The organism is Mucilaginibacter sp. dw_454 (genome assembly GCF_018449775.1).
Classification (GTDB): domain Bacteria; phylum Bacteroidota; class Bacteroidia; order Sphingobacteriales; family Sphingobacteriaceae; genus Mucilaginibacter.
Map to the genome: position 1 here is coordinate 1451921 of NZ_JAAVVB010000001.1, position 22839 is coordinate 1474759.

General features: G+C 41.8%; 22 protein-coding genes. 9 read left to right on the forward strand and 13 right to left on the reverse strand.

The window, feature by feature from the left end; genetic code table 11:
* Positions 1-166 precede the first annotated feature (166 nt).
* From prmA to HB679_RS06575, 7 genes are all read right to left on the reverse strand, one after another.
* The gene (gene prmA / locus HB679_RS06545) at positions 167-1003 is read right to left on the reverse strand and encodes a 50S ribosomal protein L11 methyltransferase (RefSeq protein WP_214071129.1); all 837 of its coding nucleotides are present in this window, start codon (positions 1001-1003) and stop codon (positions 167-169) included.
* On the reverse strand, positions 1000-1479 hold the full coding sequence (locus tag HB679_RS06550; protein WP_214071130.1) for a hypothetical protein: 480 nt from the start codon (positions 1477-1479) through the stop codon (positions 1000-1002). Before HB679_RS06550 ends, prmA begins: the two co-directional genes overlap by 4 nt.
* A 23-nt stretch (positions 1480-1502) precedes the next feature.
* Positions 1503-2267, reverse strand: a complete 765-nt coding sequence (tpiA, locus tag HB679_RS06555) for a triose-phosphate isomerase (protein ID WP_214071131.1) — start codon at positions 2265-2267, stop codon at positions 1503-1505.
* A 107-nt stretch (positions 2268-2374) separates the two neighbouring features.
* A complete protein-coding gene (locus HB679_RS06560; protein ID WP_214071132.1) occupies positions 2375-3538 on the reverse strand; it encodes a GlmU family protein in 1164 nt (387 codons plus the stop codon).
* A gap of 65 nt (positions 3539-3603) precedes the next feature.
* Complete coding sequence (locus HB679_RS06565; RefSeq protein WP_144249605.1) at positions 3604-3852, reverse strand: type B 50S ribosomal protein L31; 249 nt, start codon at positions 3850-3852, stop codon at positions 3604-3606.
* A 252-nt stretch (positions 3853-4104) separates the two neighbouring features.
* Positions 4105-4506, reverse strand: a complete 402-nt coding sequence (gene mce, locus HB679_RS06570; protein WP_214071133.1) for a methylmalonyl-CoA epimerase — start codon at positions 4504-4506, stop codon at positions 4105-4107.
* Between the two features lie 111 nt (positions 4507-4617).
* Positions 4618-6096: a TonB-dependent receptor gene (locus tag HB679_RS06575; RefSeq protein WP_214071134.1), complete on the reverse strand. Its 1479-nt coding sequence runs from the start codon at positions 6094-6096 to the stop codon at positions 4618-4620.
* A 261-nt stretch (positions 6097-6357) separates the two neighbouring features.
* Here HB679_RS06575 and HB679_RS06580 point away from each other — a divergent pair, with 261 nt between their 5' ends.
* From HB679_RS06580 to HB679_RS06605, 6 genes are all read left to right on the forward strand, one after another.
* The gene (locus HB679_RS06580; RefSeq protein WP_214071135.1) at positions 6358-7569 is read left to right on the forward strand and encodes an IscS subfamily cysteine desulfurase; all 1212 of its coding nucleotides are present in this window, start codon (positions 6358-6360) and stop codon (positions 7567-7569) included.
* A 106-nt stretch (positions 7570-7675) separates the two neighbouring features.
* Complete coding sequence (gene iscU, locus HB679_RS06585) at positions 7676-8089, forward strand: Fe-S cluster assembly scaffold IscU (RefSeq protein WP_214071136.1); 414 nt, start codon at positions 7676-7678, stop codon at positions 8087-8089.
* Positions 8090-8200: 111 nt separating this feature from the next.
* Positions 8201-8527 (forward strand): iron-sulfur cluster assembly accessory protein, encoded by a 327-nt coding sequence (locus tag HB679_RS06590; protein WP_214071137.1) that lies wholly within the window; start codon positions 8201-8203, stop codon positions 8525-8527.
* Positions 8528-8687: 160 nt separating this feature from the next.
* Positions 8688-10601, forward strand: coding sequence for a long-chain fatty acid--CoA ligase (locus tag HB679_RS06595; protein WP_214071138.1), 1914 nt, complete (start codon positions 8688-8690; stop codon positions 10599-10601).
* Between the two features lie 79 nt (positions 10602-10680).
* Positions 10681-12114 (forward strand): MBOAT family O-acyltransferase, encoded by a 1434-nt coding sequence (locus tag HB679_RS06600; protein ID WP_214071139.1) that lies wholly within the window; start codon positions 10681-10683, stop codon positions 12112-12114.
* Positions 12115-13089 carry a hypothetical protein gene (locus HB679_RS06605; RefSeq protein ID WP_214071140.1) on the forward strand — a complete coding sequence of 325 codons (975 nt, stop codon included), beginning with the start codon at positions 12115-12117 and terminating at the stop codon, positions 13087-13089.
* Here HB679_RS06605 and HB679_RS06610 read toward each other — a convergent pair whose 3' ends face one another.
* The 4 genes from HB679_RS06610 to HB679_RS06625 form a co-directional block, all read right to left on the reverse strand.
* On the reverse strand, positions 13090-13773 hold the full coding sequence (locus HB679_RS06610; protein ID WP_214071141.1) for an HAD family hydrolase: 684 nt from the start codon (positions 13771-13773) through the stop codon (positions 13090-13092).
* Positions 13774-13810: 37 nt separating this feature from the next.
* A complete protein-coding gene (locus tag HB679_RS06615; RefSeq protein WP_214071142.1) occupies positions 13811-14536 on the reverse strand; it encodes an SDR family oxidoreductase in 726 nt (241 codons plus the stop codon).
* A 64-nt stretch (positions 14537-14600) separates the two neighbouring features.
* Positions 14601-15494 (reverse strand): helix-turn-helix domain-containing protein, encoded by an 894-nt coding sequence (locus tag HB679_RS06620; protein WP_214071143.1) that lies wholly within the window; start codon positions 15492-15494, stop codon positions 14601-14603.
* 24 nt (positions 15495-15518) lie between these two features.
* Complete coding sequence (locus HB679_RS06625) at positions 15519-19004, reverse strand: glycosyl hydrolase (RefSeq protein WP_214071144.1); 3486 nt, start codon at positions 19002-19004, stop codon at positions 15519-15521.
* 158 nt (positions 19005-19162) lie between these two features.
* Here HB679_RS06625 and lysS point away from each other — a divergent pair, with 158 nt between their 5' ends.
* Complete coding sequence (gene lysS / locus HB679_RS06630) at positions 19163-20884, forward strand: lysine--tRNA ligase (protein WP_214071145.1); 1722 nt, start codon at positions 19163-19165, stop codon at positions 20882-20884.
* A 195-nt stretch (positions 20885-21079) separates the two neighbouring features.
* The gene (locus HB679_RS06635) at positions 21080-21292 is read left to right on the forward strand and encodes a hypothetical protein (protein ID WP_214071146.1); all 213 of its coding nucleotides are present in this window, start codon (positions 21080-21082) and stop codon (positions 21290-21292) included.
* A gap of 39 nt (positions 21293-21331) precedes the next feature.
* Here HB679_RS06635 and HB679_RS06640 read toward each other — a convergent pair whose 3' ends face one another.
* Entirely contained in the window at positions 21332-21883 is a 552-nt protein-coding gene (locus tag HB679_RS06640) for a DUF2892 domain-containing protein (RefSeq protein WP_214071147.1), read from the reverse strand.
* A 72-nt stretch (positions 21884-21955) separates the two neighbouring features.
* Here HB679_RS06640 and ung point away from each other — a divergent pair, with 72 nt between their 5' ends.
* Positions 21956-22636, forward strand: a complete 681-nt coding sequence (gene ung / locus HB679_RS06645) for a uracil-DNA glycosylase (RefSeq protein WP_214071148.1) — start codon at positions 21956-21958, stop codon at positions 22634-22636.
* Positions 22637-22675: 39 nt separating this feature from the next.
* Here the strand turns inward: ung and HB679_RS20585 are convergent, their stop codons facing one another.
* Positions 22676-22807, reverse strand: coding sequence for a hypothetical protein (locus HB679_RS20585; protein WP_255547542.1), 132 nt, complete (start codon positions 22805-22807; stop codon positions 22676-22678).
* Between the last annotated feature and the right edge of the window lie 32 nt (positions 22808-22839).

Sequence of the window (22839 nt, forward strand, 5' to 3'; positions counted from 1 at the left end):
ACATAAATATAAATAGAGTTTTGCTATCAGTCAACTTGTGTAGACTTGTGACCAAAAGGATAGTTAAAGTCATGCCGAACTTGTTTCGGCATCCATCATACAGGAATAACAACCTCGATTACTTAGCGCGTGGGATGCCGAAACAAGTTCGGCATGACAGGGTAGGTTATTTTACAAATTTAGCCGCCACCCATTCACTGTCTTTTTTATGGGTAATGTATTTCAGGCCGTGTTTACGAGCTTCTTCTGTAATGATATCCAAATCCGGTGTTTCATAAAATCCGCTAAAATAGATCTCGCCTTCAGGCTTCAATACCTCTGCATAACGTGGCATTTGATCTATCAAAATATTGCGGTTGATATTAGCCAGAATCGTGTCGTACAACTCATTTGGGATGGCCTCTTTTGATCCGCAGCCAGCGGTGATGTTAGCTACATTATTTAATTGTGCATTCTCAATGGTGCTGTCATAACATATCTGATCATAGTCAATGGCCATAATATCCGCAGCGCCCAATTTAGCAGCCATGATAGCCAGTATCCCGGTACCGCAACCCATGTCTAACACCTTTTTGCCAACGAAGCCATTCTCTAGCATCAATTGCAAAACCATTGCCGTAGTTTGATGATGGCCTGTGCCAAAAGCCATTTTAGGGTCTATCACTATTTCATAATCAAACTGCGGGCGTGGCTCATGAAAAGTAGCGCGTACAAAAACTTTGTCACCAATGGCTATTGGTTCAAAGTTACTTTCCCATACCTCGTTCCAGTTTTTTTGGGGGATAAGTGTTACCTCATAGCTAAAAGTAAACATATCAACATACGGCTCCAAAGTCTCCTCCAGTTGATCTTTATTGAAATTTATTTCGGGGATATAAGCCTTAAATCCAAGTTCGGTTTCCTCAAAAGTATCAAAACCAATATCGCCCAGGGCATTAATTAAAAGGTCCTGCTGATAATCTTCGGTAGGTATGGTAGTGAAAAGTACTTCGTAATAATTCATGATTCTTTTTCGGTTTTACTTTTAGACTCCGCTTTCCGATCGCTGATTAATTTCCAGTCTAACAGGTACAATATCAAAAAGTCAACTGTCCAGTAATATAATTGCACAGCAGTCATAAAGCAACCAATGTCAATAAGCTGCCTTTTTCCGGTCGCCGGGTCCCAAATGATCCGGGCCAATCCAAAAGCAAATATCGCACAAACTATTACCAAAACAGAAAATATACTGATAGCGGCTGCACGGCTAGCCACAATCTTACGCCATAACGGCACACCAATCAATATCTGGGTAAGTAAGGCAATAGCAATTTGCCCGGGCGCAAATATTTTATAGTAGGATATTAATCCGTCGATAGAGTCTTCACCCAGGCTCCCTGTATCTACATGGTGAAAGTACGGGCTGAATTTGATCAATACGGCGAATGACCAGAAGGCAAATAAAGGGGGCAGTATTATTTTAACCAAATATTTAAACATACTTACCCCCTATAACAACGCTTTTAGTTAAAAGCTTTAATTATATCTGTAAAATCTCGAGATTTTAATGATGCGCCGCCAATCAGGCCGCCGTCAATATCAGGCTGAGCAAATAATTCGTGTGCGTTTTTAGGATTACAGCTACCACCATAAAGAATAGTCGTAGCATCGGCAACCAATTGGTCATATTTAGCAGCGATCTCCTTACGGATAAAAGCATGAATCTCTTGTGCCTGGTCCGAAGTTGCAGTTACGCCTGTACCAATGGCCCAAACAGGTTCGTAAGCTAATACCAGTTTGCTGAATTGTACAGCATCCAAATGAAATACGCCTTCAACTAATTGCGATTTGATAATATCGAAATACTGGTTTGCTTCGCGCTTTTGTAAAGTCTCGCCGATGCAGAAGATTGGTTTCAGGTCATTAGCTAACGCTGTGTCGGTTTTTTTAGCCAACAGCGCATTGGTTTCCCCAAAATACTGGCGACGCTCTGAGTGGCCTAAAATAACGTAAGCAGCACCTACAGATTTAATTTGTTTAGCAGATACTTCGCCTGTATAAGCACCGCTTTCTGCCTGGTGCGCATTTTGTGCACCTATTGATACTTTTGCCGAACCTTTAGCCAGTTGCACCAGGCTATGCAGGTGAATAAACGGACTGCAAACTACAACTTCCTGTGTACCGGTAGCTTCGTCTTTAACCATATTTACAACTTCAGAAAACAAGGATAATCCTTCGTTATAATCCAGATTCATTTTCCAGTTTCCGGCAACAATTTTTTTTCTCATGATGGATTGTTATTGGTTCATGGTCCATAGTTAATGGTCCATGATTGTTTAATAATTTTTAACTTATATAATGACCATGAACTATTATCCATGATCCATGAACTTAACTAAAATACGCCTCTATAAGGCGCTGTCAATTCAAATATCGCTCTCACTATTTCCTGCTCCACTTCGTCAAACACACGATCTTCACGACGAGGGTAAACCAGCATTTCGGTTTCGAACATCTTTTTTAAAGAATATGTTTCAAAACCCTGCGCGCCGCCCCAGGCAAAATCAGGTATAAAATTACGCGGATAACCTGCGCCAAACACATTAGCGCTTACGCCTACTACCGTACCTGTATTAAACATGGTGTTGATGCCGCATTTAGCGTGGTCGGCCATGATCAAGCCGCAAAATTGCAGGCCAGTTTTACGGAAACGTTGCGTGGTATAATCCCACAGTTTTACTTCGGCGTAATTATTTTTAAGGTTGGAGTTGTTGCTATCGGCACCTATATTGCACCATTCGCCCAGTACAGAGTTACCTAAATAGCCTTCATGGCCCTTTGAGGAATAACCCCAGATCACCGAATTGCTGATCTCGCCACCCACACGGCAAAACGGCCCGATGGTGGTACCGCCGTAAATTTTGGCGCCCATCTTTATCTGTGAGTTATTGCACAGCGCAAAAGAACCACGGATATGGGTACCTTCCCAAACACTGGTGTTTTCGCCTAAATAAATTGGGCCGTTAGTGGTGTTAAAAGTGGAACATTCCGCGGTAGCGCTATCTTCGGCGAAGAAATCTGTGCCTAAAATGGTATTAGTGCTGCTTATTGTAGCGCTGGTGCGGCCTTTGGTAAGTAACCTAAAATCCTTACGCAACTCAATATCGTTCTTGCTAAAAATATCTTCGGGATGCTTTAGACTGATAAAGAAGGGATCATGGTTAATAACCGAGCTAAAATCACTATCAATAGGCGCTCTTGCAGCAATCAGAAAATCGCCTTGCTTCAATGCATCTCCGGTTTTTAACCCGCTAATAGCTTCTAACAAAGCTTCATCAGGGCAAACCGCGCCGTTGATATACAAATCATCAACACCAATTTTAAGTTTAAACTTAGCTTGCAAATAAGCTTGCGTCTGGAAGGAATAGTCGGCATTTAAGTATTTCGCCCACTTCTCGGCAATAGTTAATATCCCAATACGCAGGTCGGCTACGGGGCGGGTATAAGTTAACGGCAGAAGACTTTGATGTGCGTTATCGTCAAAAAGGATGATTGCCATGGCGCAAAAATAAAAAAAGTCCCGACTGCAAAGCCGGGACTTGTAAATATTTTATCAACAAGCTATTAGTTCTTGTTGTAACGAGTACGGAATTTATCAATACGACCCGCAGTATCAACCAGTTTCATTTTACCGGTATAGAAAGGGTGTGACGTATGAGAAATCTCTAATTTTACCAATGGATATTCGTTACCGTCTTCCCACTTTACAGTTTCGCGGGTGTCGATGCATGATTTAGTGATAAAAGAATAGTCGTTTGACATGTCTTTAAATACAACTAATCTATAGTTTGATGGATGCAGATCTTTTTTCATCGTGTTAATTCTCTTCTTCTTTCTTATAAAAGAGGTGCAAATGTAGTGATAAAATTCAAAAGTAAAAAGGGGATTTTATTTTTTTATTAACAAGGGGTGAAGAATATCAAAAATAATTGATTATGGGTTGGCTTATTAGTTTTAGATTATGGCGTTTCCGCCTTTAGGCGGACCGTGCTATCCGCTTATACGCCGCAAGGCCTTAGGCTCGAGGCCGGTATCCGCTGCTATCACTAACGCAGGTGCTTGCTGTTATCTAATTTCCTGCACCAACTCCACCAAAACCCCACCTGCGCTCTTTGGATGCACAAAACAAACCAGTTTATTGTCTGCACCCGGTTTAGGCGCATCGCTTAATAAAACAAAACCCAGGGCTTTTAGTCGCGCCATTTCGGCTTTGATATCGTCTACCTCAAAAGCAATGTGGTGTATGCCTTCGCCTTTTTTGTCGATGAATTTAGCAATGGGACTATCTGCAGATAACGCCTCAAGCAGTTCTATTTTATTAGGTCCGGTCTGGAGGAATGCAGTTTTGACGCTTTCGGTTGCTACCTCTTCGGTTTTGTAGATTTTGGTATTCAGTAATTGTTCATACAGGTCGCCTGCGGCTTTTAGGTCGCGAACGGCAATGCCTATATGTTCAATTTTGTTCATGACCAAATATATAAAAACCAGGTTGTCAATTGCGAGCGAAGCGTGGCAATCGCAGGGAGGCAAAGCAAATATGCAAAATTCGCGATTGCCGCGCTTCGCTCGCAATGACAGTTAATTTATCGCTTTTTCGTCTTTTGGCTCTTCCAACTGATGATCAGTCGGCACCTCGCATGGATAACCAAACAGGCAACGTTTTCTGATGATCTCTGCAACCTCGGCAGGTACATACTGCTCCCAACCGGTGACACCTTGCTTGATAAGTTGCAATACAATGTCGGTCTGTACGTGCAGGTTGGTTTCGTTGTAATTGCTGATATCTTCTATCTTGTTATTAGCGATCAGGTATCGGTATAAGTCTATTAAATGCGGTGGCGGATAAAAGCGCAGGCAGTTCATAATTACACCATTACGCAAGGTAGGGTAAATAAACAGCTTGACGTTACGACTAAACAGTGTAGCGAATGATTCTAAAATACCACCCGGCAAGTCTTTGTAATGTTCTTCAGAGAAAATGTATTCTAAGTTGGGATAGCCTAATACCACCCCCATTTTAAGCGGGGTGATCTTTGAAAGGTAAGCCACCAATTTATAATATTCGTGAAAGTTAGAGATCAATACCGTTTGCCCCAATGAGCAAAGAATATCTACCCTATCCAGGAAATCTTTTTCGTCAATCTCGGCGCTCTCGTCGGCATTACGCTCTTTCAGTGCCTGAAGGGTTAGCTCGCAAATTACCGCTACATTCTTTTTGTCTACATCGGCTTCGGCTTTAAACTGCTTAACGCCGGTGTTCAACATATCTGTATGTACATTTATCAGCGGGCGGAACCGGCCGCGGATAACCACAATGTGCTTTTTATATAATGCTTCTGATGGTTGCTGATTTTCGCCATCGGGTCCAAAAAGTGCCGCGTCAGAGAAACCATACTTCACCAAATGCAAGCTCATCAAACGGTTATCCACCTTCTCAAAATTTGGTCCTTCAAAACGGATCATATCAATCTGGATCCTGTCTTTTGAAAGTTCGTCCATCAACGACAGTAGAAAGATATTTGGCGTAGCGTGATAGTAAAAGCAGGCATAAATCAAGTTGGTACCCAATACCCCAACAGCTTGCTGTTGCTGGTTACTGTCGTTATCCAACAATTTAACGTGGATAATCACATCGTTAAAAGCGCCGTTTGGTTCCAGTTGGAAACGCAGCCCCATCCAACCATGAGCCTCATTAGTTTTATGATAGTTAAGGGTAGATACCGTGTCAGAGAAAGCGAAAAAAGTTGTATTGTCGCCGCGTTGCTTAGCAAGCCTTTCTATAACCAGGCCATATTCATGCTCAAGCATAGCCATGAGCCTGGATTCGCTTACATAGCGTTTAACTTTGAGCTCTCCGTATATGGCGTCAGACACGGTCATATCATAAGCCGACATAGTTTTAGCAATGGTTCCTGATGATGCTCCGGCTTTGAAAAAGTTGGCGGCTACCTCTTGTCCGGCGCCTATTTCGGCAAATGAGCCGTATATTTCGGGGTCGAGGTTGATGGCAAGGGCTTTTTGTTTTGTGCCAATATCTTTATTATAGCTGATATCCATACACTTAGGTAGTTTGTTTTATTGTTGCCATTATCATTAGCGTGACGACTTAAAATTACGATAATTTTAAGAATAAGGCGAACTGTTTATTAAAAAAGCCGGAGGCGTCCGTTTTTATTGAAATAACGTACATAATTTGAAAATGTATTTCACAAATCATGAAAAGCTCAAATTATTAGTTTAAGATGACGGTTTAACCCTATGTTAGGTGATCTTAAATAAAAATGTTTGCATATCTTTGTACTATTAATACATTTAGATATGAACATCCCAATTTATCTCGATAATAACGCTACAACACCAATGGACCCAAGGGTACTGGAAGCTATGTTGCCTTACTTTACTACAAAGTTTGGTAATGCCGCCAGCCGTAACCATCCGTTTGGCTGGGTAGCAGAAGAAGGTGTTGACTACGCCCGCGAGCAAGTGGCCAAATTGATTGGCGCAAGCGAGAAAGAGATCATCTTTACATCAGGCGCTACCGAGTCAGACAACCTGGCTATCAAAGGCGTGTTTGAGATGTATAAAGAAAAAGGCAACCACATCATTACTACGGTTACCGAGCATAAAGCTGTTTTAGACGCTTGTAAACACGTTGAGAAATTAGGTGGCAAGGTTACTTACTTGCCGGTTAAAGAAGACGGCTTGGTTGATCTTGCTGTTTTAGAAGCTGCCATGACTAACGAAACCATCCTGGTTTCTGTAATGTATGGTAATAACGAGATTGGTGTTATACAACCTATCAAAGAAATATCGGCCATTGCCCACAAATACGGCGCTTTGTTTATGACTGATGCTGTACAGGCAGTTGGTAAGATACCTGTTGATGTTAACGCTGATGGCATTGACCTGTTAGCTTTATCGGCACATAAAATATACGGACCAAAAGGCGTTGGCGCATTATACGTACGCCGTAAAGGACCACGTGTTAAAGTTACTGCCCAAATGGACGGTGGCGGCCATGAGCGCGGTATGCGTTCTGGTACGTTGAACGTTCCGGGTATTGTTGGTTTAGGTAAAGCTTGCGAACTTTGCGGCCAGGAAATGGAAAGCGAAGCAAAACGCTTATCTGCACTTCGTGATAAACTGCAAGCAGCATTAACCGTTTTAGAGGAAAGCTACGTAAACGGCAATGTTGAACACCGCTTACCACATGTAGCCAACATCAGCTTTAAATATGTTGAAGGCGAAGGTTTGATGATGGCGATGAAAGATTTAGCGGTATCATCAGGATCTGCTTGTACATCAGCGTCATTAGAACCATCATATGTATTAAAAAGCTTAGGCTTGTCTGATGATTTGGCACACTCTTCGATACGTTTTGGTTTAGGCAGATTTACTACCGAAGAAGAAGTTGACTACGCTGTTGAGGTGACTAAAACTGCAGTGAACCACCTGCGTGATTTGTCGCCGCTTTGGGAGATGTTTAAAGAGGGCATTGACCTGGACTCAATTGAGTGGGCAGAACACTAAATAAGTTATACGTAGGACGTTATACGTTTTACGTTGAATAAATTATAAAAAAAACACGTATAACGTTAAACGTACTACGTAAAACAAATATTAAACAACACAAGAAATGGCATATTCAGATAAAGTAATTGATCATTACACCAACCCACGTAACGTTGGTACCTTAGACAAAGCTAGTCATAAGGTAGGTACCGGCCTGGTTGGCGCCCCAGAGTGCGGCGACGTAATGCGTTTGCAAATTGAGGTTGGCGATGACAACATCATCACCGATGCTAAATTTAAAACTTTTGGCTGCGGTTCGGCTATTGCTTCTTCATCCTTGGCAACCGAATGGTTAAAAGGTAAAACTATTGATGACGCAATGAAAATTGACAACATGGATATTGTTGAAGAATTAGCATTGCCACCGGTAAAAATTCACTGCTCTGTTTTGGCAGAGGATGCAATTAAAGCAGCGATCAATGATTTCCGTGTTAAAAATGGCATGGAAGCAATAGAAAGCGAAAAATCGCACCACTAAATAGAGACAAGAATCAAGATTCAAGAGCCAAGAGATTTGGCTTGTTTTTTAATCTTGATTTTTATTTTCCTGTCTTGATTCTTGTATCTCGACTCTTGATTCTAACAAAAAATGGTAACTGTAACTGATAAAGCGAAAAGTAAAGTAGAAGACCTTATGCGCGATACGGGGCTTGATGCCTCTTATTTCCTGAGGGTTTCTGTACAGGGCGGCGGATGCTCGGGGTTATCTTATAATCTTGACTTTGATAACGAAGAAAAAAAGGGCGACCAATTTTTCGAGGACAAAGGTGTACGCATGGCTTTGGACATGAAGTCATTCTTGTACCTGGCAGGTACTGAGCTTGATTTTTCTGACGGATTAAACGGTAAAGGCTTTAACTTCCATAATCCTAATGCAACACGCACCTGCGGTTGCGGCGAGAGTTTCTCGGTATAGGCTATTATACTGTACAAACAGAAAAGGCGCTGAATCAGCGCCTTTTCTGTTTGTACGTATTTATAATTCTGAGCATAGCGAAGAATCACAAACTGATTGAGTGCTTTTCCATTTGAAAAAATAAAGTAGTTTTGCTACAGCAATCAATCAATATAATACAATGACATCAGCTACCGAGCGCAGCACCGTACCCAGTTTAATCCGTTATATAGTACAAAACATCCACCCGGATACCAACACGTTTTTGAGCCATAAAGTTGGTGATAACTGGATTGATATTACTTACCGCGAAGCGTTGGAAAAGATAGACGCAATTTCGGCCTGGTTTATTGATATCGGCATACAAAAAGGCGACCGATTGGCCCTAATCATGGAGAACGGTCCTGATTATATTTATTATGACCAGGCACTGCAGCAAGTGGGTGGGGTAAATACTTCTATCTATCCTACGCTCTCAGAAACCGAGATTGAATATATTTTGAATGACTCAGGTGCGCGCACCATCATTTGCGGTAATCCCTTCCTGTTTAGGAAAGTATTAAAAGTGGCCAATAACTGCCCCGATCTGATTCGAATTATCCCAGCTTTTGATGATTTTGAAAAATATTTAGAGAAACAGGCCCTTAATGCCGGCGTAATTGGATTTAAAGAGTTGATTCAAATTGGCGGCACATTGGTTGGCAAACATCAATCTGCCATTAACAGCGCGCGTGAAGCTATTTTACCATCTGATCTTTCTTGTTTGATCTATACGTCAGGTACCACCGGTACGCCCAAGGGCGTGATGTTAACGCATCATAATTTGGTAGAAAACGTAAAAGTTTGTTTAATTCAGATCCCGATTATCGAGAAGACAGACACTTTCCTGTCCTTCCTGCCATTATCGCATGTTTTTGAGCGTACTGCAACTTACCATGTGTGCTTATATGCGGGTTCTAAAATTGCTTTTGCGCAAAGCCTGGAGCTATTAGCCAAAAACATGGGCGAGGTTAAGCCAAATGTCATGAACTGTGTCCCTCGCCTATTAGAGCGCATCCATGATCGCGCCATGAAAAATGGCACCAGTGGCGGCGGGCTAAAACCCAAGATCTTTTTATGGGCCTTAGAGATTGGAAAGAAACATCGCATAGCCAACGAAGACGGCAAAAAATCAGGTCCGATATTGAATGCGCAACATGCACTTGCAGAGAAACTGGTGTTTAGCAAGATAAAAGAACGTACCGGTGGTAATTTAAAGATCATGTTATCAGGCGGTGGCGCTTTACCTAAAAATATCGGCGAGTTTTTTGGCGATCTGGGCATTAAAGTATTGGAAGGCTTTGGCCTGACTGAGACATCGCCGGTAATGTCGGTAACAGAAGTTCATCGTCAGATTTACGGTACTGTTGGCCGTATTGTGCCGGGTATCGAGGTGGCTATACAAAATGTCGATACTAAAGAAATTTACACCATACAAACGCACGAATCCTTCAAAGAAAGCTTTCAATCAGAAGAGGGCGAAATTATTGTACGCGGTCACTGCGTAATGAAAGGCTATTTAAACAAACCCGAAGAGACAGCCGCTACTATCGACAAAGACGGCTGGCTGCACACCGGGGATATCGGTCGATACTTTAAAGGCAACCTGCAAATCACCGATCGATTAAAAAACATGCTGGTTAATGCATATGGTAAAAACATCTACCCTACTCCGGTAGAGAACACCTACTTGAAAAGCCCTAAAATTGAAGGCGTGTTTTTATTGGGCGATAAACGCGAATACATCACCGCCATTATTATCCCGGCAAAAGAGGCGCTGCAAGAGCAATTTGGCTTTACAGAAGATTTCTTTGAGGAGACAGATCCGTTTATTGATAATAAAGACGTACGCGATTGGCTGAACCAGGATATTCGTAAACTATCTAATGAATTGGCCAAATTCGAGCGCATCAAAAACTTCAAGGTAAAGCGTAAGCCTTTCAGTATGGACGATGGCGAGATCACCCCTACTATGAAACCAAAACGCAAAGTCATAGAAAAAAAATACGCCGGTTTTATTGATGACATGTATGCAGGAGAAGCAGAAGCCGACTAATTACGCGCGGCAGATAGGCGGACGAAGTCTTAAAATATGTAATTTGTACAATCAACTTTAATATTGCCCGAGGTAAAAGATGCTATTCACTTCTTCAATTTTCCTTGCATTTTTTGCTACTTTCTTCCTACTGTACTGGTTGGCGTTTAAGAACAATTTGCGGCTGCAAAACCTATTGCTGCTTTTTGCCAGTTATGTATTTTATTGCTGGTGGGACTGGCGCTTTTTAGCACTTTTAGCTGGCAGCTCACTGGTTAATTTTCTGGTGGGCAAATATGCTTACAGAGCCTCTTCTCCGCGCTTGAAAAAAGTCTATATAAACATTGGTATAATTGCCAATGTTGGCTCCCTGCTTTTTTTTAAATATGTAAACTTCTTCATTGAATCTGCTGTTGCCATATTGTCCAAAATTGGCCTTCATGCAGATCCCCATACATTAAATATCCTATTACCACTTGGTATAAGCTTTTACACATTCAGGGCTTTAAATTACATTCTTGACATTGGCAAAGGCAAACTTGAACCAACTGAAAACTGGGTCATCTTCTTTTCCTTCATTGCTTTCTTTCCCTGCCTGCTTGCCGGCCCTATTGACAAAGCCAAAACGCTCATTCCTCAGCTAGCGGCAAAAAGAAATTTCATATATACAGAAGCGGTTGATGCAACGCGGCAAATATTATGGGGCTTGTTTAAAAAGTCTGCCATTGCCGATAATATAGCCTTCTACACAGATGGCATTTATAAAACTTATTTCGCCAGTAATAGCAGCACGTTATTAATAGCGGCAATATTATACCCCATTCAGATATATGCCGATTTTTCAGGCTACTCTGATATTGCTATTGGCTTAGCGCGCCTGCTTGGATTTAAAGTAACTCAAAATTTTAACTTTCCTTTTTTCGCTCAAAACATTGCCGATTTTTGGCGTAGGTGGCACATATCATTAACCAAATGGTTCACAGAATATGTCTTCACTCCGCTAAGCATTCATTTTAGAGATTATGGTAAAGTTGGTTTAATTTTGAGCGTTTTAATCAATTTGACGGTAATAGGCGCATGGCATGGCGCCAATTGGACCTTTATCATATTTGGTTTGTTGCACGGCCTATATTTCATTCCGCTTGTTTTAAATGGTACTGTTAATAAAACAAAAAAACCGGGTGTAAAAAATTGGCCATCATTAGTTGAGTTTAAAAACATATTGCTAACGTTTTGCCTGGTTGCATTTTCGTTTATCTTTTTCAGGTCTGATTCTATTGCCAATGCAGTCCAATTTATTCATCGGTTATTTACGACCTCATTGCTTGAAAAACCGATAAGGTTGTCGTATTCTTTTACTATTTTCATTATTGGGATGCTGGTATTAGAATGGAAAAGCAGAACATATGATTACGGATTAGCCATAGTTAAGACCTGGCCACGTGCCGCACAGTGGGCATTTTATTATTTTATAATTTTTACCGTATTCTTTTTTTCGACCACGGGGCAAAACTTCATTTACTTTCAATTTTAAATGAGAAAGTACCTACGCAATTTGATAATCTTCCTGGCGCTGCCTTTAATAACGGGCATCTTGCTTGATGTGTTTATTAGTACTAACCTAAAAAAGAGTTTAACATTTGCAGCTGATGAGATTCCGGTGTGGAATGATATTTATAACGGCCGGATAAATTCTGACATCATTATAAACGGCAGTTCAAGGGCGCTGGTGCACTTTGATGCCGATAAGATGAGCCGTGAACTCAACACATCGGTTTATAATATTGGTGATGATGGCAACAACTTTGACATACAGGGCCTGCGATGCAAAGTGCTATTGAAATATAACCGGCAGCCGAAGGTTATTATACAATCGATAGACCTGGCTATGTTTAACAAAATAAATTATATGTTTATGCCAACTCAAATATTGCCCTATATGCTTTGGGATTGGGACATGATGCAAGTCTGCAAACATAAATCGCCTTACGATGCTGCTGACTTTGTAATACCTTTTAAAAGATATTACGGCCAGCATGATGTTCTTAGGAATGCTATTTCAATATTTAGGCACAGACGACCGGAGCATGTCGCCAGAATAAAAGGCTACCGCGCAACCGATGGGACATGGGAGCAAGACCTGGCAGCTGAAAAGGTAAAAATGGCTAATTTTAAATTTGGCATTGACAGCGATATGGTAAAAAACTTTGATCAGTTTATTATTGATTGCAGAAGGCGTAACATTAAGTTGATTTTTGTAAATACGCCAGAGTACATAGGCGGTAGAACTTTGGTTAAAAACCGGGCCGAGATAATGTCGGTTTTCAAATCATTAGTAACTAAGTATCGTATCCCGTTTTTTGACTATAGTAATCACCCAATAAGTTATAACCAAAAATATTTTTACAACACCGTTCATCTAAACCGCGGTGGCTCGCAGTACTTTACTCAAAACTTTATTGACACTTTAAAGAAAACCAGAGTGTTAGACAGTCTGTTAGCGCGGTAGCTATACAAACCCCAGAATATCCTTAATACTTTCTACACTTCTAAACATCCCACTATCAATACTTTGCTCAATTTCTTCGTGGGCCCAGGTAATGTGGTATGGTACGTGAATGGCATAGCCGCCAATGTTGAGTACGGGCAGTACATCGCTTTTTAACGAATTACCCACCATAAGCAGTTCGCTGGGGCGGATGTCAAGATGTTTGATGAGTTTGAGGTAATTGGCATCGTCCTTTTCAGACATTACTTCTACATGGTGAAAATAACCGGTTAGATTTGATTTGCGTAGTTTACGTTCTTGATCAAGCAAGTCGCCTTTGGTGGCAACCACCAGGCGATATTTGCCTTTCAGCGTTTTAAGAACATCCTCTACTCCATCCAATAACTCTATGGGCTGGTTCAGCATCTGTTTACCCAAATCAATGATCTCGCCAATGGTTTTGGTCGATATCATGTTATTGGTAACGGTCATAGCCGTTTCAATCATAGAAAGTATAAAGCCTTTGATGCCGTAGCCATACAACCCCAGGTTGGCTATTTCAATTTTAAGCAGCTCTCGCTCCAGTTCGTGGCGTGGAAGATATTCTTCCAGCAACGTGCAAAAAGCTTCTTCAGACTGCCTGAAATAGGGCTCATTTACCCAAAGTGTATCGTCAGCATCAAAGGCAATAACCTTAACGTTCATACCACAAAGGTATCAAACAGAACGCAGTATAAAAATACTACCAGGGGCTTTCCTGATTAGTAGCCTCTATATCGTTACTAAAGTATTTTCCGGTAGGACCATCGGCACCAATAGTTGCGTATTTCACTACAATGGCGGCTGCGTCTTCAACAGATCCGGGGCCGTTATGATGGTTAAAGTCGGTTTTAGTATAGCCGGGATCAACAGCGTTTACTTTAAAAGTGGTATCGCGCAGTTCATAAGCCAAATGTACCGTATAGGCGTTCAGCGCTGTTTTAGACGGACCATAAGCCGCGCCCTTAACATTGTAATATTTCCAATTCAGGTTACTGTGTAAGGTTAATGACCCCAGACCTGATGTTACATTTACAATTCTTGGTTCAGGCGATTCTTTCAGCTTATCTATAAAGGCTTGAACAACGCTTATCGCACCAAAGAAATTAGTATCAAAAACTTCTCTAATGGTTGATAAAGGCGTGGTAGATGGTGTTTGCTGCATACCACCTAAAATACCGGCGTTGTTAATCAGAACATCCAATTCTTTAATTTGGCTGGCGGCATTAATTACCGATTCCAGATTGCCTACATCGATCTGGATGGGTTCCACATTATTCAAACCTTCGGCCTTTAGTTTAGCTACGGCTTCCACGCCGTTTTCAAGGCTGCGGCTGCCCAGGTAAACAAAATATCCTTTTTGTAATAATTGTCTGGCGGTTTCAAAGCCAATGCTTTTATTGGCTCCTGTTATGAGTACTTTTTTCATTTCGTGTTTTATTTGATACAAAAGTATCTTACCTAAAATCAACACAACTGCACTCCTAAAGGTTTCAATGGTACATTTCGCGGACAGTGGTACGGTAAGCCACCGGCGTATCATTTACGATGCGTTTGAAGAAACGGTTAAAGTAGGATGCATCCTCAAATCCTAACGCAAAAGCTATTTCTTTAATTGAAGAATCGGTGTGAAAAAGTAAACGTTTGGCTTCCATGATGAGCCGGTCATGAATATGTGTAATGGCCGACTTACCACTTTGCTCCTTCACCACCTCGCTTAAATGCCCGGCAGATATATTGAGCATATCGGCATAAGCGGTAACTTCATGATACTGAATATAATTTTCTTCAATTTTGCTCAAATACTTTTTCAGTAAGACACGTTCAGGCGCCGTATCTATGTTACTAAATTGCTCTACATACAGGCGGCTTAGGTAGATCATCAATACCCGCATGTAACTCATCAACATGCTGTGTTGCCAGTTATTATTGTTGGCGTTTTCGATATAGATCTTTTCCAGCATGTCGCCTATAAAGGCCACATCAGCATCGCTCAAATTTAGCTCATGACCATTATCCGGATTCTGAATAACAGGCAACTGGCGCAGCATCGAGTTTTCTTCGAGCGACAGAAATTCATCTGTAAAACCAAGCACAATGCCCGTAAACGGCTTAGCATCTTCTTTTAAATGTACCTGGTGTGGTATGGTAAAATAAAAAGTATCCGGCTTAAGTGTGTATTGTTTATCGTCTATCCAATGCTTATTAGCGCCATCCTTTACAAAGGCCCAGAAATAATAATCTTTACGATGCGGCACCAAAAAATCAGTGCGCTTATACATCACACTGCAATGCGCCTTGTTAATGCTAAACATGGTGCTGCCGGTAATTAAATCGGGCACCAAACCATGTTTAGCTATTATAGCCTCTGTTTCGGTAAAATACATTACCCAAAGTTAGCTTAAAGATCTTTACTTCGTCAATTTCACATGCTGATATGACCTTATTATAACCGGACCTATTAATCCTGATTGCTGCAAAGGTGACTTTTCATCCCAATGATTAAACGTGACAAAGGTGGTGCGTTTAGAATCACGCTTCCCTGTACTGTCTACCCAGTTAGGCCACTCAGCTATAACAGATCCATTATATTTTACATCCGAAGGCATCTTTGCATCTCCCACTAGTCGGTTTCTCCATAAGTTGGTCACGCTGATCTCGATATCATTTTTACCGGCATGTACCGCACCTGTCAAATCAATCCTGAAAGGGATTTTCCATAACACACCCAAGTTCTTTCCGTTTACAATTACTTCGGCTATAACACTTACGCTGCCCAGATCTAACTCGAGTGAATTACCTGTCTTAAATGCATCTGCAGTTAAAATGAATTGCTTTTTATAAGTCGCTGTTCCCGAAAAATATTTGATACCCTCGTCGTCGGAAGTTGGCCATGAAATAAGCTTAGGAAAAGTAGCTTTTGCCGGAGCGCCTGTATTTTTAGGGAAGGTCAACTCCCAGGGGCCAGACAGTTCGATAGGCTGCGGCACAAATGCAACTGCTGCCGTCTTATTTGATCCCCCGGCGGTTTTGTAAGTTACTTTGCCGGCATATGGCGTAACCCATTCAGGTGTACCATTGTTATAATCCAGTTTTGGTTGCGGAATATCTCTTTCTAAATGAGCGATATTTCCCGTCTTTGCCACAACGGTCTTTGTTTCTCCATTGGCATAATAAGCCATGTGCAACTCGTGCTTAATTCCCTTCTCAGCAGGCGGAGTATCAAACAACTGGTCGTTAACAGCAAACACCAATGTATTTGCCAAAACCAGGTCATTCACTTTGCCGGTGACATCATAAATTGGATATTTTGGTGGCACGCCTATCATGTCAGGTAAGAATCTGCCATAAAGCGCCCTGATCAACTTAAATTGCTGGCCGTTAAATGGCAAATCCAAATGCTGATTTTCTAAAACACTTAATTGATGCCGCTGGCCGCCTAACTCATAATCCATCCGTAACTCTTTTACTGATCCAAAAGCAGGGTCGCCGGACGAAAGGGCATTATTAGCTACTATATGAAGTCCGTCATTTTTAGCAGCTTTAGTCAAGGTATCAGTCACGTCAGCAATTCCCTCCGGCAGAAAGGTGCCGTACTCTGCTTTAATAATATGCAAATCAGGCAAAGGCTGTTGCTGTGGACGGTCTAACGTAATTTTCGCGTTAGCGATATGATATGATGATGGGGCCTTCGCACCACGAAAGATCACAAAAACAGATCCGTTAGTATTAAAAGACATCGGGATATCCGTGGTATTGCCTGCCCCCTTTCGCCAAACTAAAACATCTTCAACTTTACCGGTCTCCGAATTCCAAAGTTGAGGTTTCTTTCCCGACACCCTGAATCTGCACACTTCTTCTCTTGTATTAGTTTGTGGATTAGAAATAAAGTAAATATCGTCATTACCAACCGTGCGGTGGATGAAATTAAGATCAGACCCTGTAATGCCACCAGAAAAATCAGGAACTAAATGTTGCTTGGCAAGTGCATGGGCTACTGAGAGATCGGTCGAGATCTTACCGCTCCATAATTCATCAGCAAGCTGGGTAACTTGTGCGTCGCTGGCAGGGTAACCTTGCAAACTTGGCGATTTAGTAGGTTTAGAGCCGATGATGGTTGCACCGGAAGCAACCAAATCTTTAAGCTTGATTAGCAATTGCGGCCTTGCCCACATGCTTTTAGGTAGCACTAATAAACGGTAGGCTAACCCGGCATGATTATAAATCTTGCCATTCTTAACCGTAAGTCGAGCTAACTCGTCGGGACCAATCTGGTCATAATCATAGCCCAGTCTTTTAATATCGTTTCTTAAAATAGCATCGTTGGGCGAAGATTCATCGTTGAAAACCAAAACATCGGCCGTGCTTCTTCCCTGTTGCAATAAAAACTGTGATCGGCCCAGGTAGCTCATATAGGCTTTACTTTGCTCCCACCAGGTATTCAGGCGGCTCATTTCTACACCCCATTGATGAAAGGTGACGCCGGGCGCAATATTATAAGGTTGAAGCGGATAGCTGTGAAAGATAAAGCGGTTAATGCCTTCTGTCCACATTTTATCGCCGAGTGGCTTCATGGTTGCGGGGTGGTTGATCCATCCACCAATGCTGGTAAATGATTCTGCACCTACAATGGAGTTGCCATTAACGTGCGCTACAGACGCCGCCATTCTTGCCGACTCCGCATAATCGCCACCCGGTAGCCAGAACTCGCCCATTACCACATCGGCCGGCGCGCCTACCTGCATTGATTCGTAAGGGCCGCCATAGGGCTCGGTAGAAAACTTCATTTTATTTTTATGGCACAGTTGGGCAAAGTAGCCGTAGTAGTTATCAGCAAACAAGTCGCCAATCGTTCGGCGGAAATCCCACAGAAAACGCTCAGATACTTCGCCACTCTCTACATAGTAACCAGCCAGCGCAGGTAAATAGCTCAGACAATCATAACCCCGGCGCTTTTTAAACTCGGTATTAAAACCTTCTGTCCAGTTATTGCAACCCACTTCATAGCTATCTATCAAACAGTTATTCAACGTATTGCCAACCAGTGGACCGACATAATCCAGAATAGGTTTTATACCGTCGGCCCAGTAAGCATCAGCTGCTTTGCGGCTCATTTTGTCAATTTCGAGTCCTGCTCCCCCTTTTTCTGAAGGGTGATTTTCATTTCCATTTGGCGTATGGCCAAAACGGATGATCGTCCAATCGCCGGCGGGGGCTGTCCAGTTTAATGTGCCGTCTGACGACATTTTAGATGTCAAGTCAATTATGTCTTTTTTGCTGATGATTGCGTCTACAGCAATTATCTTATCACTCGGGTCTAAATGTGTTTTAAAGTCATTGCCCGATAAGGATTTAATTGGCAGCAAGTCTATCCTCTTATTGCTTTTAGGGGTCGGGAAAGCCAGCACAGCAATGTCTTTATAATAGTTAAACTTAGTTGCCGGCTGCGTCAACACCTGATGAATAGCGCTGCCTCCCTGAACCAAAATTTGACTATAAACTACAGTCTGCATAGCATTTTCAGGTTTTACCCACGGCCCTCCGCTTGATGACCAACCCGGACCATTGTGAAATGCCAACTGCATCCCCAACCGGTGCGCTTCTGTAACAGCGAACTTAAAAAGCTCCAGCCATTTTGGGGTCATGTAAGTCGCCGGGCCATCGGGATATCCCTGTCCTACGTTAAAGATCTGTGCTTCCTGGATACCCACGCGTTTCATGGCTTCCAGGTCGGCGGTGATGCCTTGTTTAGTGATGTTACCGTCTATCCAGTGCCACCAGGTACGTGCCCTGGCAGAGGGTGGCGGGTTTTTAAATCCGGCTAGTAAAGCATCCTGTGCTTTAACATTAACAACGCATAGCGCTACAAAAACAATCGTAAAAAGTATTCGGTTCATTGGGTTGGTAATAATTGGTGGGGCAAGATAAATACATTCTTAAGTCTAACTGTCTGTGTCTGTCCTGTAAGCTATCTCGGTAAATGTTAAGCTTATCCTAACGCGCAACCCAAAAAAATCCTATTTTTGCAGCTTCAATAAAATATCGTTACAAAAACATGAGTATTGCACTATCCGAACAGGAAATTATACGCCGCGAATCATTACAACAATTACGTGCCCTGGGCATTGATCCATATCCTGCCGAGGAATTTAAGGTTACTGATTTTGCGCAGGACATAACCGATAATTTCGCAGCTAACCCGGATACTTATAAACAGGTAACTATTGCCGGCCGGATCATGACCCGCCGTATTATGGGCAGTGCATCATTTGCCGAAATTCAGGACAGCACAGGCCGGATGCAGGTCTACATCAAACGAGACGATATTTGCCCTGACGAGGATAAAACCTTATACAATACCGTATTTAAAAAATTGCTGGATATTGGCGACTACATGGGCATTAAAGGCTACGTTTTCTTGACTCAAACTGGCGAGATCTCTGTACACGTACAAGAGTTGACTATTCTTTCAAAATCATTAAAGCCGCTACCTGTTGTTAAACGCGATGAGGACGGTAATATCCACGATGGATTTACTGACCCTGAAATGCGTTACCGTCAGCGCTATGTTGATTTAACAGTTAACCCGGAATACAAACAGATCTTTATTAAAAGATCAAAAGTGATTAGCGCTATGCGCAATTACTTTAACGCACAAGGCTGGATGGAAGTAGAAACGCCGATTTTGCAACCTGTGCATGGTGGCGCGGCGGCGCGTCCGTTTGCTACGCACCATAACACGTTGGATATGCCGCTATTTTTGCGTATCGCTAACGAGTTATATTTAAAACGTTTAATAGTAGCCGGTTTTGACGGTGTTTATGAGTTTGGCAAAATGTTCCGTAACGAGGGCATGGACCGTACGCATAACCCGGAGTTTACCGCTATGGAAATATACGTAGCCTATAAAGATTATATCTGGATGATGGCTATGGTTGAAGACTGCCTGGAGCAAGTGGCTCGTGCCGTACATGGTATTGCCGCTGTACAGGTAGGGGCTAACGAGATCAACTTTGCAGGCCCATACACTCGTTTGAGCATGTATGAGTCCATCCAAAAATATACAGGCATAGATGTTTCGGCAATGGATGAAACCGGCCTACGCGAGGTTTGTAATGATCTTAAAATTGAGGTTGATACCACAATGGGAAAAGGCAAGCTGATCGACGAGATCTTCAGCGCTAAGGTAGAAGCTAACCTGATCCAGCCAACCTTCATTACCGACTACCCTATCGAAATGACGCCGCTGGCTAAAAAGCATCGTACTAAAGACGGTTTGGTTGAACGCTTTGAATTATTTGTAAATGGCAAAGAAATTGCCAACGCTTATTCAGAGTTAAATGACCCCATTGATCAACGTGAACGGCTAGAGGAACAATTGATCCTGGCTGGCCGTGGTGATGACGAAGCTATGGCGATGGATGACGACTTTTTACGTGCCTTAGAATATGGTATGCCGCCAACATCGGGTTTAGGTATCGGGATAGACCGTTTGGTAATGTTATTGACTAACCAGAGTACGATACAAGAAGTATTATTCTTCCCACAAATGCGCCCTGAAAAGAAAGCCAAAGTAGCAACAGCCGATGACTTTGTAAAAATTGGCGTACCGGCCGAATGGGTGCAGGTATTAAATAAAATGGGCTTCAATACGGTTGATGAATTAAAGGCTGCAAATCCGAACAAGGTATTTAATGATTTGGGGGGTATGCGTAAAAAGCTAAAACTTGAAATTACCATGCCGGCCAAAGAGGTTGTTATGGCTTGGTTTGAATAGCATAATGTAGAGACGCAATATCTTGCGTCTAAAATGGCAAGACAGCAAAAAGGCGCAAAATATTGCGTTTCTACGTTCAATTAACGATTTTCCACAATCGTTATTAACAATTCTTTAATATAATAATAAAATGCTGGAAACTTTGGCATTTGATGTGTTACGTACATTTACATACACACATTATATGCAAGAGTCATGACTAATTCAATATTAGAAATTACAGAAAGCGAATACTTGATAAAATTGAACAGGTCAAATTTCAACTTGTCATTTATCAGAAGTTTATTGAAGATTGTTGAAGTTGCTAATCCTTCAGAAGATAGCTTCTCGACGCCCGACAGAAACATCAGCTATAATCAGAGCCACCAGTCAGAACCTGATTATTTCAGTTCGCTTGACGACAAATAGGCTTTAAAACAATTGTTTTAAAGCCTATTATTTTATTCCTTAGAATTGTTGGCGATATCCGCCCTTAATTACCTGTTTGTCCATTTGGGCCATCTGCTGTTTCATCATTTTAATCTGTTCCGTCAGCAGTTTATTCTTATCGTCTTTTGTAGCCTCCTGTAAGTACATAGTTGCTTCGCGCTTATTACGCTTAGCCATTGCTATACCTGCCAGGCTTATTTTAGCCAATGCGGTATTGTGCGACATGGTCATGCCCAGCTGCAATGCTTTCTTAAAATATTTTTCTGATTTTAACGGTGCTTTGCGCGACTCGATCAAACCGATAAGTAAATTATAATAGCCATGCTGATTTTTATGTAATTGCTTTTCGTAATCGTTTACTTTACCTAACCATGCTTCTGCTTTGTCTGATTGCTCTTTACGCAAGAAGTATTGGGCAATGATCATATTCTCATTAAAGAAGAACGATAACAGGATGATACCGCCGAGCAACAACACCAAAATCCCCCAACCCCAAAAACCAAAGGCGCAAAGTGCAACCGCACCACCCAAAAAAACGCAGGCTATAATTAGCCGAACTATATTTGACATAATTTGTTATCCTATAAATTGATTGCAAATATCCGTTTATTTGTACTCTTAATCAACATTTCAGAAATATTTATGGCAATTGATTTAGAGCCATCATGGCTTAAGGTTTTACATACCGAATTTGATAAAGATTACATGCTTAAGCTGCGTCAATTTTTAAAAGACGAAAAGCAGACCGGCAAAATCATCTACCCAAAAAACTCAGATATTTTTAACGCTTTTGCTAAAACGCCATTTGATGAAGTTAAAGTGGTGATATTGGGACAAGACCCATATCATGGCGCCAACCAGGCACACGGTTTATCTTTTTCTGTGCAAAAAGGTATCCGTACACCTCCATCGCTACAAAACATTTACAAAGAGCTGGCCACAGATATTCCCGGCTTTACTATACCTCAAACCGGCGATCTGACCGAATGGGCCGAACAAGGCGTGTTACTATTGAACGCTACATTAACCGTGCAGGCTGCCAATGCCGGCTCTCACCAGAAAAAAGGTTGGGAACAATTTACAGACACGGTTATCAAAACCATATCAGACAAAAAGGAACACGTAGTGTTTATCCTATGGGGAGCTTACGCGCAATCAAAAGCGACACTGATAGATAACAGCAAACATTTGGTCATCAAATCAACGCACCCCTCACCTATGGCTGTTAGCCATGGCGGGTTCTTTGGCTCTAAACCGTTTTCAAAAACCAATACCTACCTGAAAGAGCACGGTGAAAAACCGATTGACTGGCAGATACATTAGTTTAATGAGTGGTTAATGAATGTTTTGAATTGATGCTGATTATTTACTAGCTGATGAAAGGCCATCATTAAAACCGGCAACTACGCCTTGTTTAATATCTGGCCAGTGTTCTAAAGCCGAAATGATGATACAAGCTAAAACTATTCTGACTACAATTTTCTTGATTTGCATTGCTTTATTATTTAGGTAAAAAATAATCATAC

Excerpts from the sequence above, each read along its gene's own strand:
- prmA (WP_214071129.1), bottom strand. The coding sequence starts at position 1,003 with ATGAATTATTACGAAGTACTTTTCACTACCATACCTACCGAAGATTAT.
- HB679_RS06550 (WP_214071130.1), bottom strand. The coding sequence starts at position 1,479 with ATGTTTAAATATTTGGTTAAAATAATACTGCCCCCTTTATTTGCCTTC.
- tpiA (WP_214071131.1), bottom strand. The coding sequence starts at position 2,267 with ATGAGAAAAAAAATTGTTGCCGGAAACTGGAAAATGAATCTGGATTAT.
- HB679_RS06560 (WP_214071132.1), bottom strand. The coding sequence starts at position 3,538 with ATGGCAATCATCCTTTTTGACGATAACGCACATCAAAGTCTTCTGCCG.
- HB679_RS06565 (WP_144249605.1), bottom strand. The coding sequence starts at position 3,852 with ATGAAAAAAGATCTGCATCCATCAAACTATAGATTAGTTGTATTTAAA.
- mce (WP_214071133.1), bottom strand. The coding sequence starts at position 4,506 with ATGAACAAAATTGAACATATAGGCATTGCCGTTCGCGACCTAAAAGCC.
- HB679_RS06575 (WP_214071134.1), bottom strand. The coding sequence starts at position 6,096 with ATGGATATCAGCTATAATAAAGATATTGGCACAAAACAAAAAGCCCTT.
- HB679_RS06580 (WP_214071135.1), top strand. The coding sequence starts at position 6,358 with ATGAACATCCCAATTTATCTCGATAATAACGCTACAACACCAATGGAC.
- iscU (WP_214071136.1), top strand. The coding sequence starts at position 7,676 with ATGGCATATTCAGATAAAGTAATTGATCATTACACCAACCCACGTAAC.
- HB679_RS06590 (WP_214071137.1), top strand. The coding sequence starts at position 8,201 with ATGGTAACTGTAACTGATAAAGCGAAAAGTAAAGTAGAAGACCTTATG.
- HB679_RS06595 (WP_214071138.1), top strand. The coding sequence starts at position 8,688 with ATGACATCAGCTACCGAGCGCAGCACCGTACCCAGTTTAATCCGTTAT.
- HB679_RS06600 (WP_214071139.1), top strand. The coding sequence starts at position 10,681 with ATGCTATTCACTTCTTCAATTTTCCTTGCATTTTTTGCTACTTTCTTC.
- HB679_RS06605 (WP_214071140.1), top strand. The coding sequence starts at position 12,115 with ATGAGAAAGTACCTACGCAATTTGATAATCTTCCTGGCGCTGCCTTTA.
- HB679_RS06610 (WP_214071141.1), bottom strand. The coding sequence starts at position 13,773 with ATGAACGTTAAGGTTATTGCCTTTGATGCTGACGATACACTTTGGGTA.
- HB679_RS06615 (WP_214071142.1), bottom strand. The coding sequence starts at position 14,536 with ATGAAAAAAGTACTCATAACAGGAGCCAATAAAAGCATTGGCTTTGAA.
- HB679_RS06620 (WP_214071143.1), bottom strand. The coding sequence starts at position 15,494 with ATGTATTTTACCGAAACAGAGGCTATAATAGCTAAACATGGTTTGGTG.
- HB679_RS06625 (WP_214071144.1), bottom strand. The coding sequence starts at position 19,004 with ATGAACCGAATACTTTTTACGATTGTTTTTGTAGCGCTATGCGTTGTT.
- lysS (WP_214071145.1), top strand. The coding sequence starts at position 19,163 with ATGAGTATTGCACTATCCGAACAGGAAATTATACGCCGCGAATCATTA.
- HB679_RS06635 (WP_214071146.1), top strand. The coding sequence starts at position 21,080 with ATGACTAATTCAATATTAGAAATTACAGAAAGCGAATACTTGATAAAA.
- HB679_RS06640 (WP_214071147.1), bottom strand. The coding sequence starts at position 21,883 with ATGTCAAATATAGTTCGGCTAATTATAGCCTGCGTTTTTTTGGGTGGT.
- ung (WP_214071148.1), top strand. The coding sequence starts at position 21,956 with ATGGCAATTGATTTAGAGCCATCATGGCTTAAGGTTTTACATACCGAA.
- HB679_RS20585 (WP_255547542.1), bottom strand. The coding sequence starts at position 22,807 with ATGCAAATCAAGAAAATTGTAGTCAGAATAGTTTTAGCTTGTATCATC.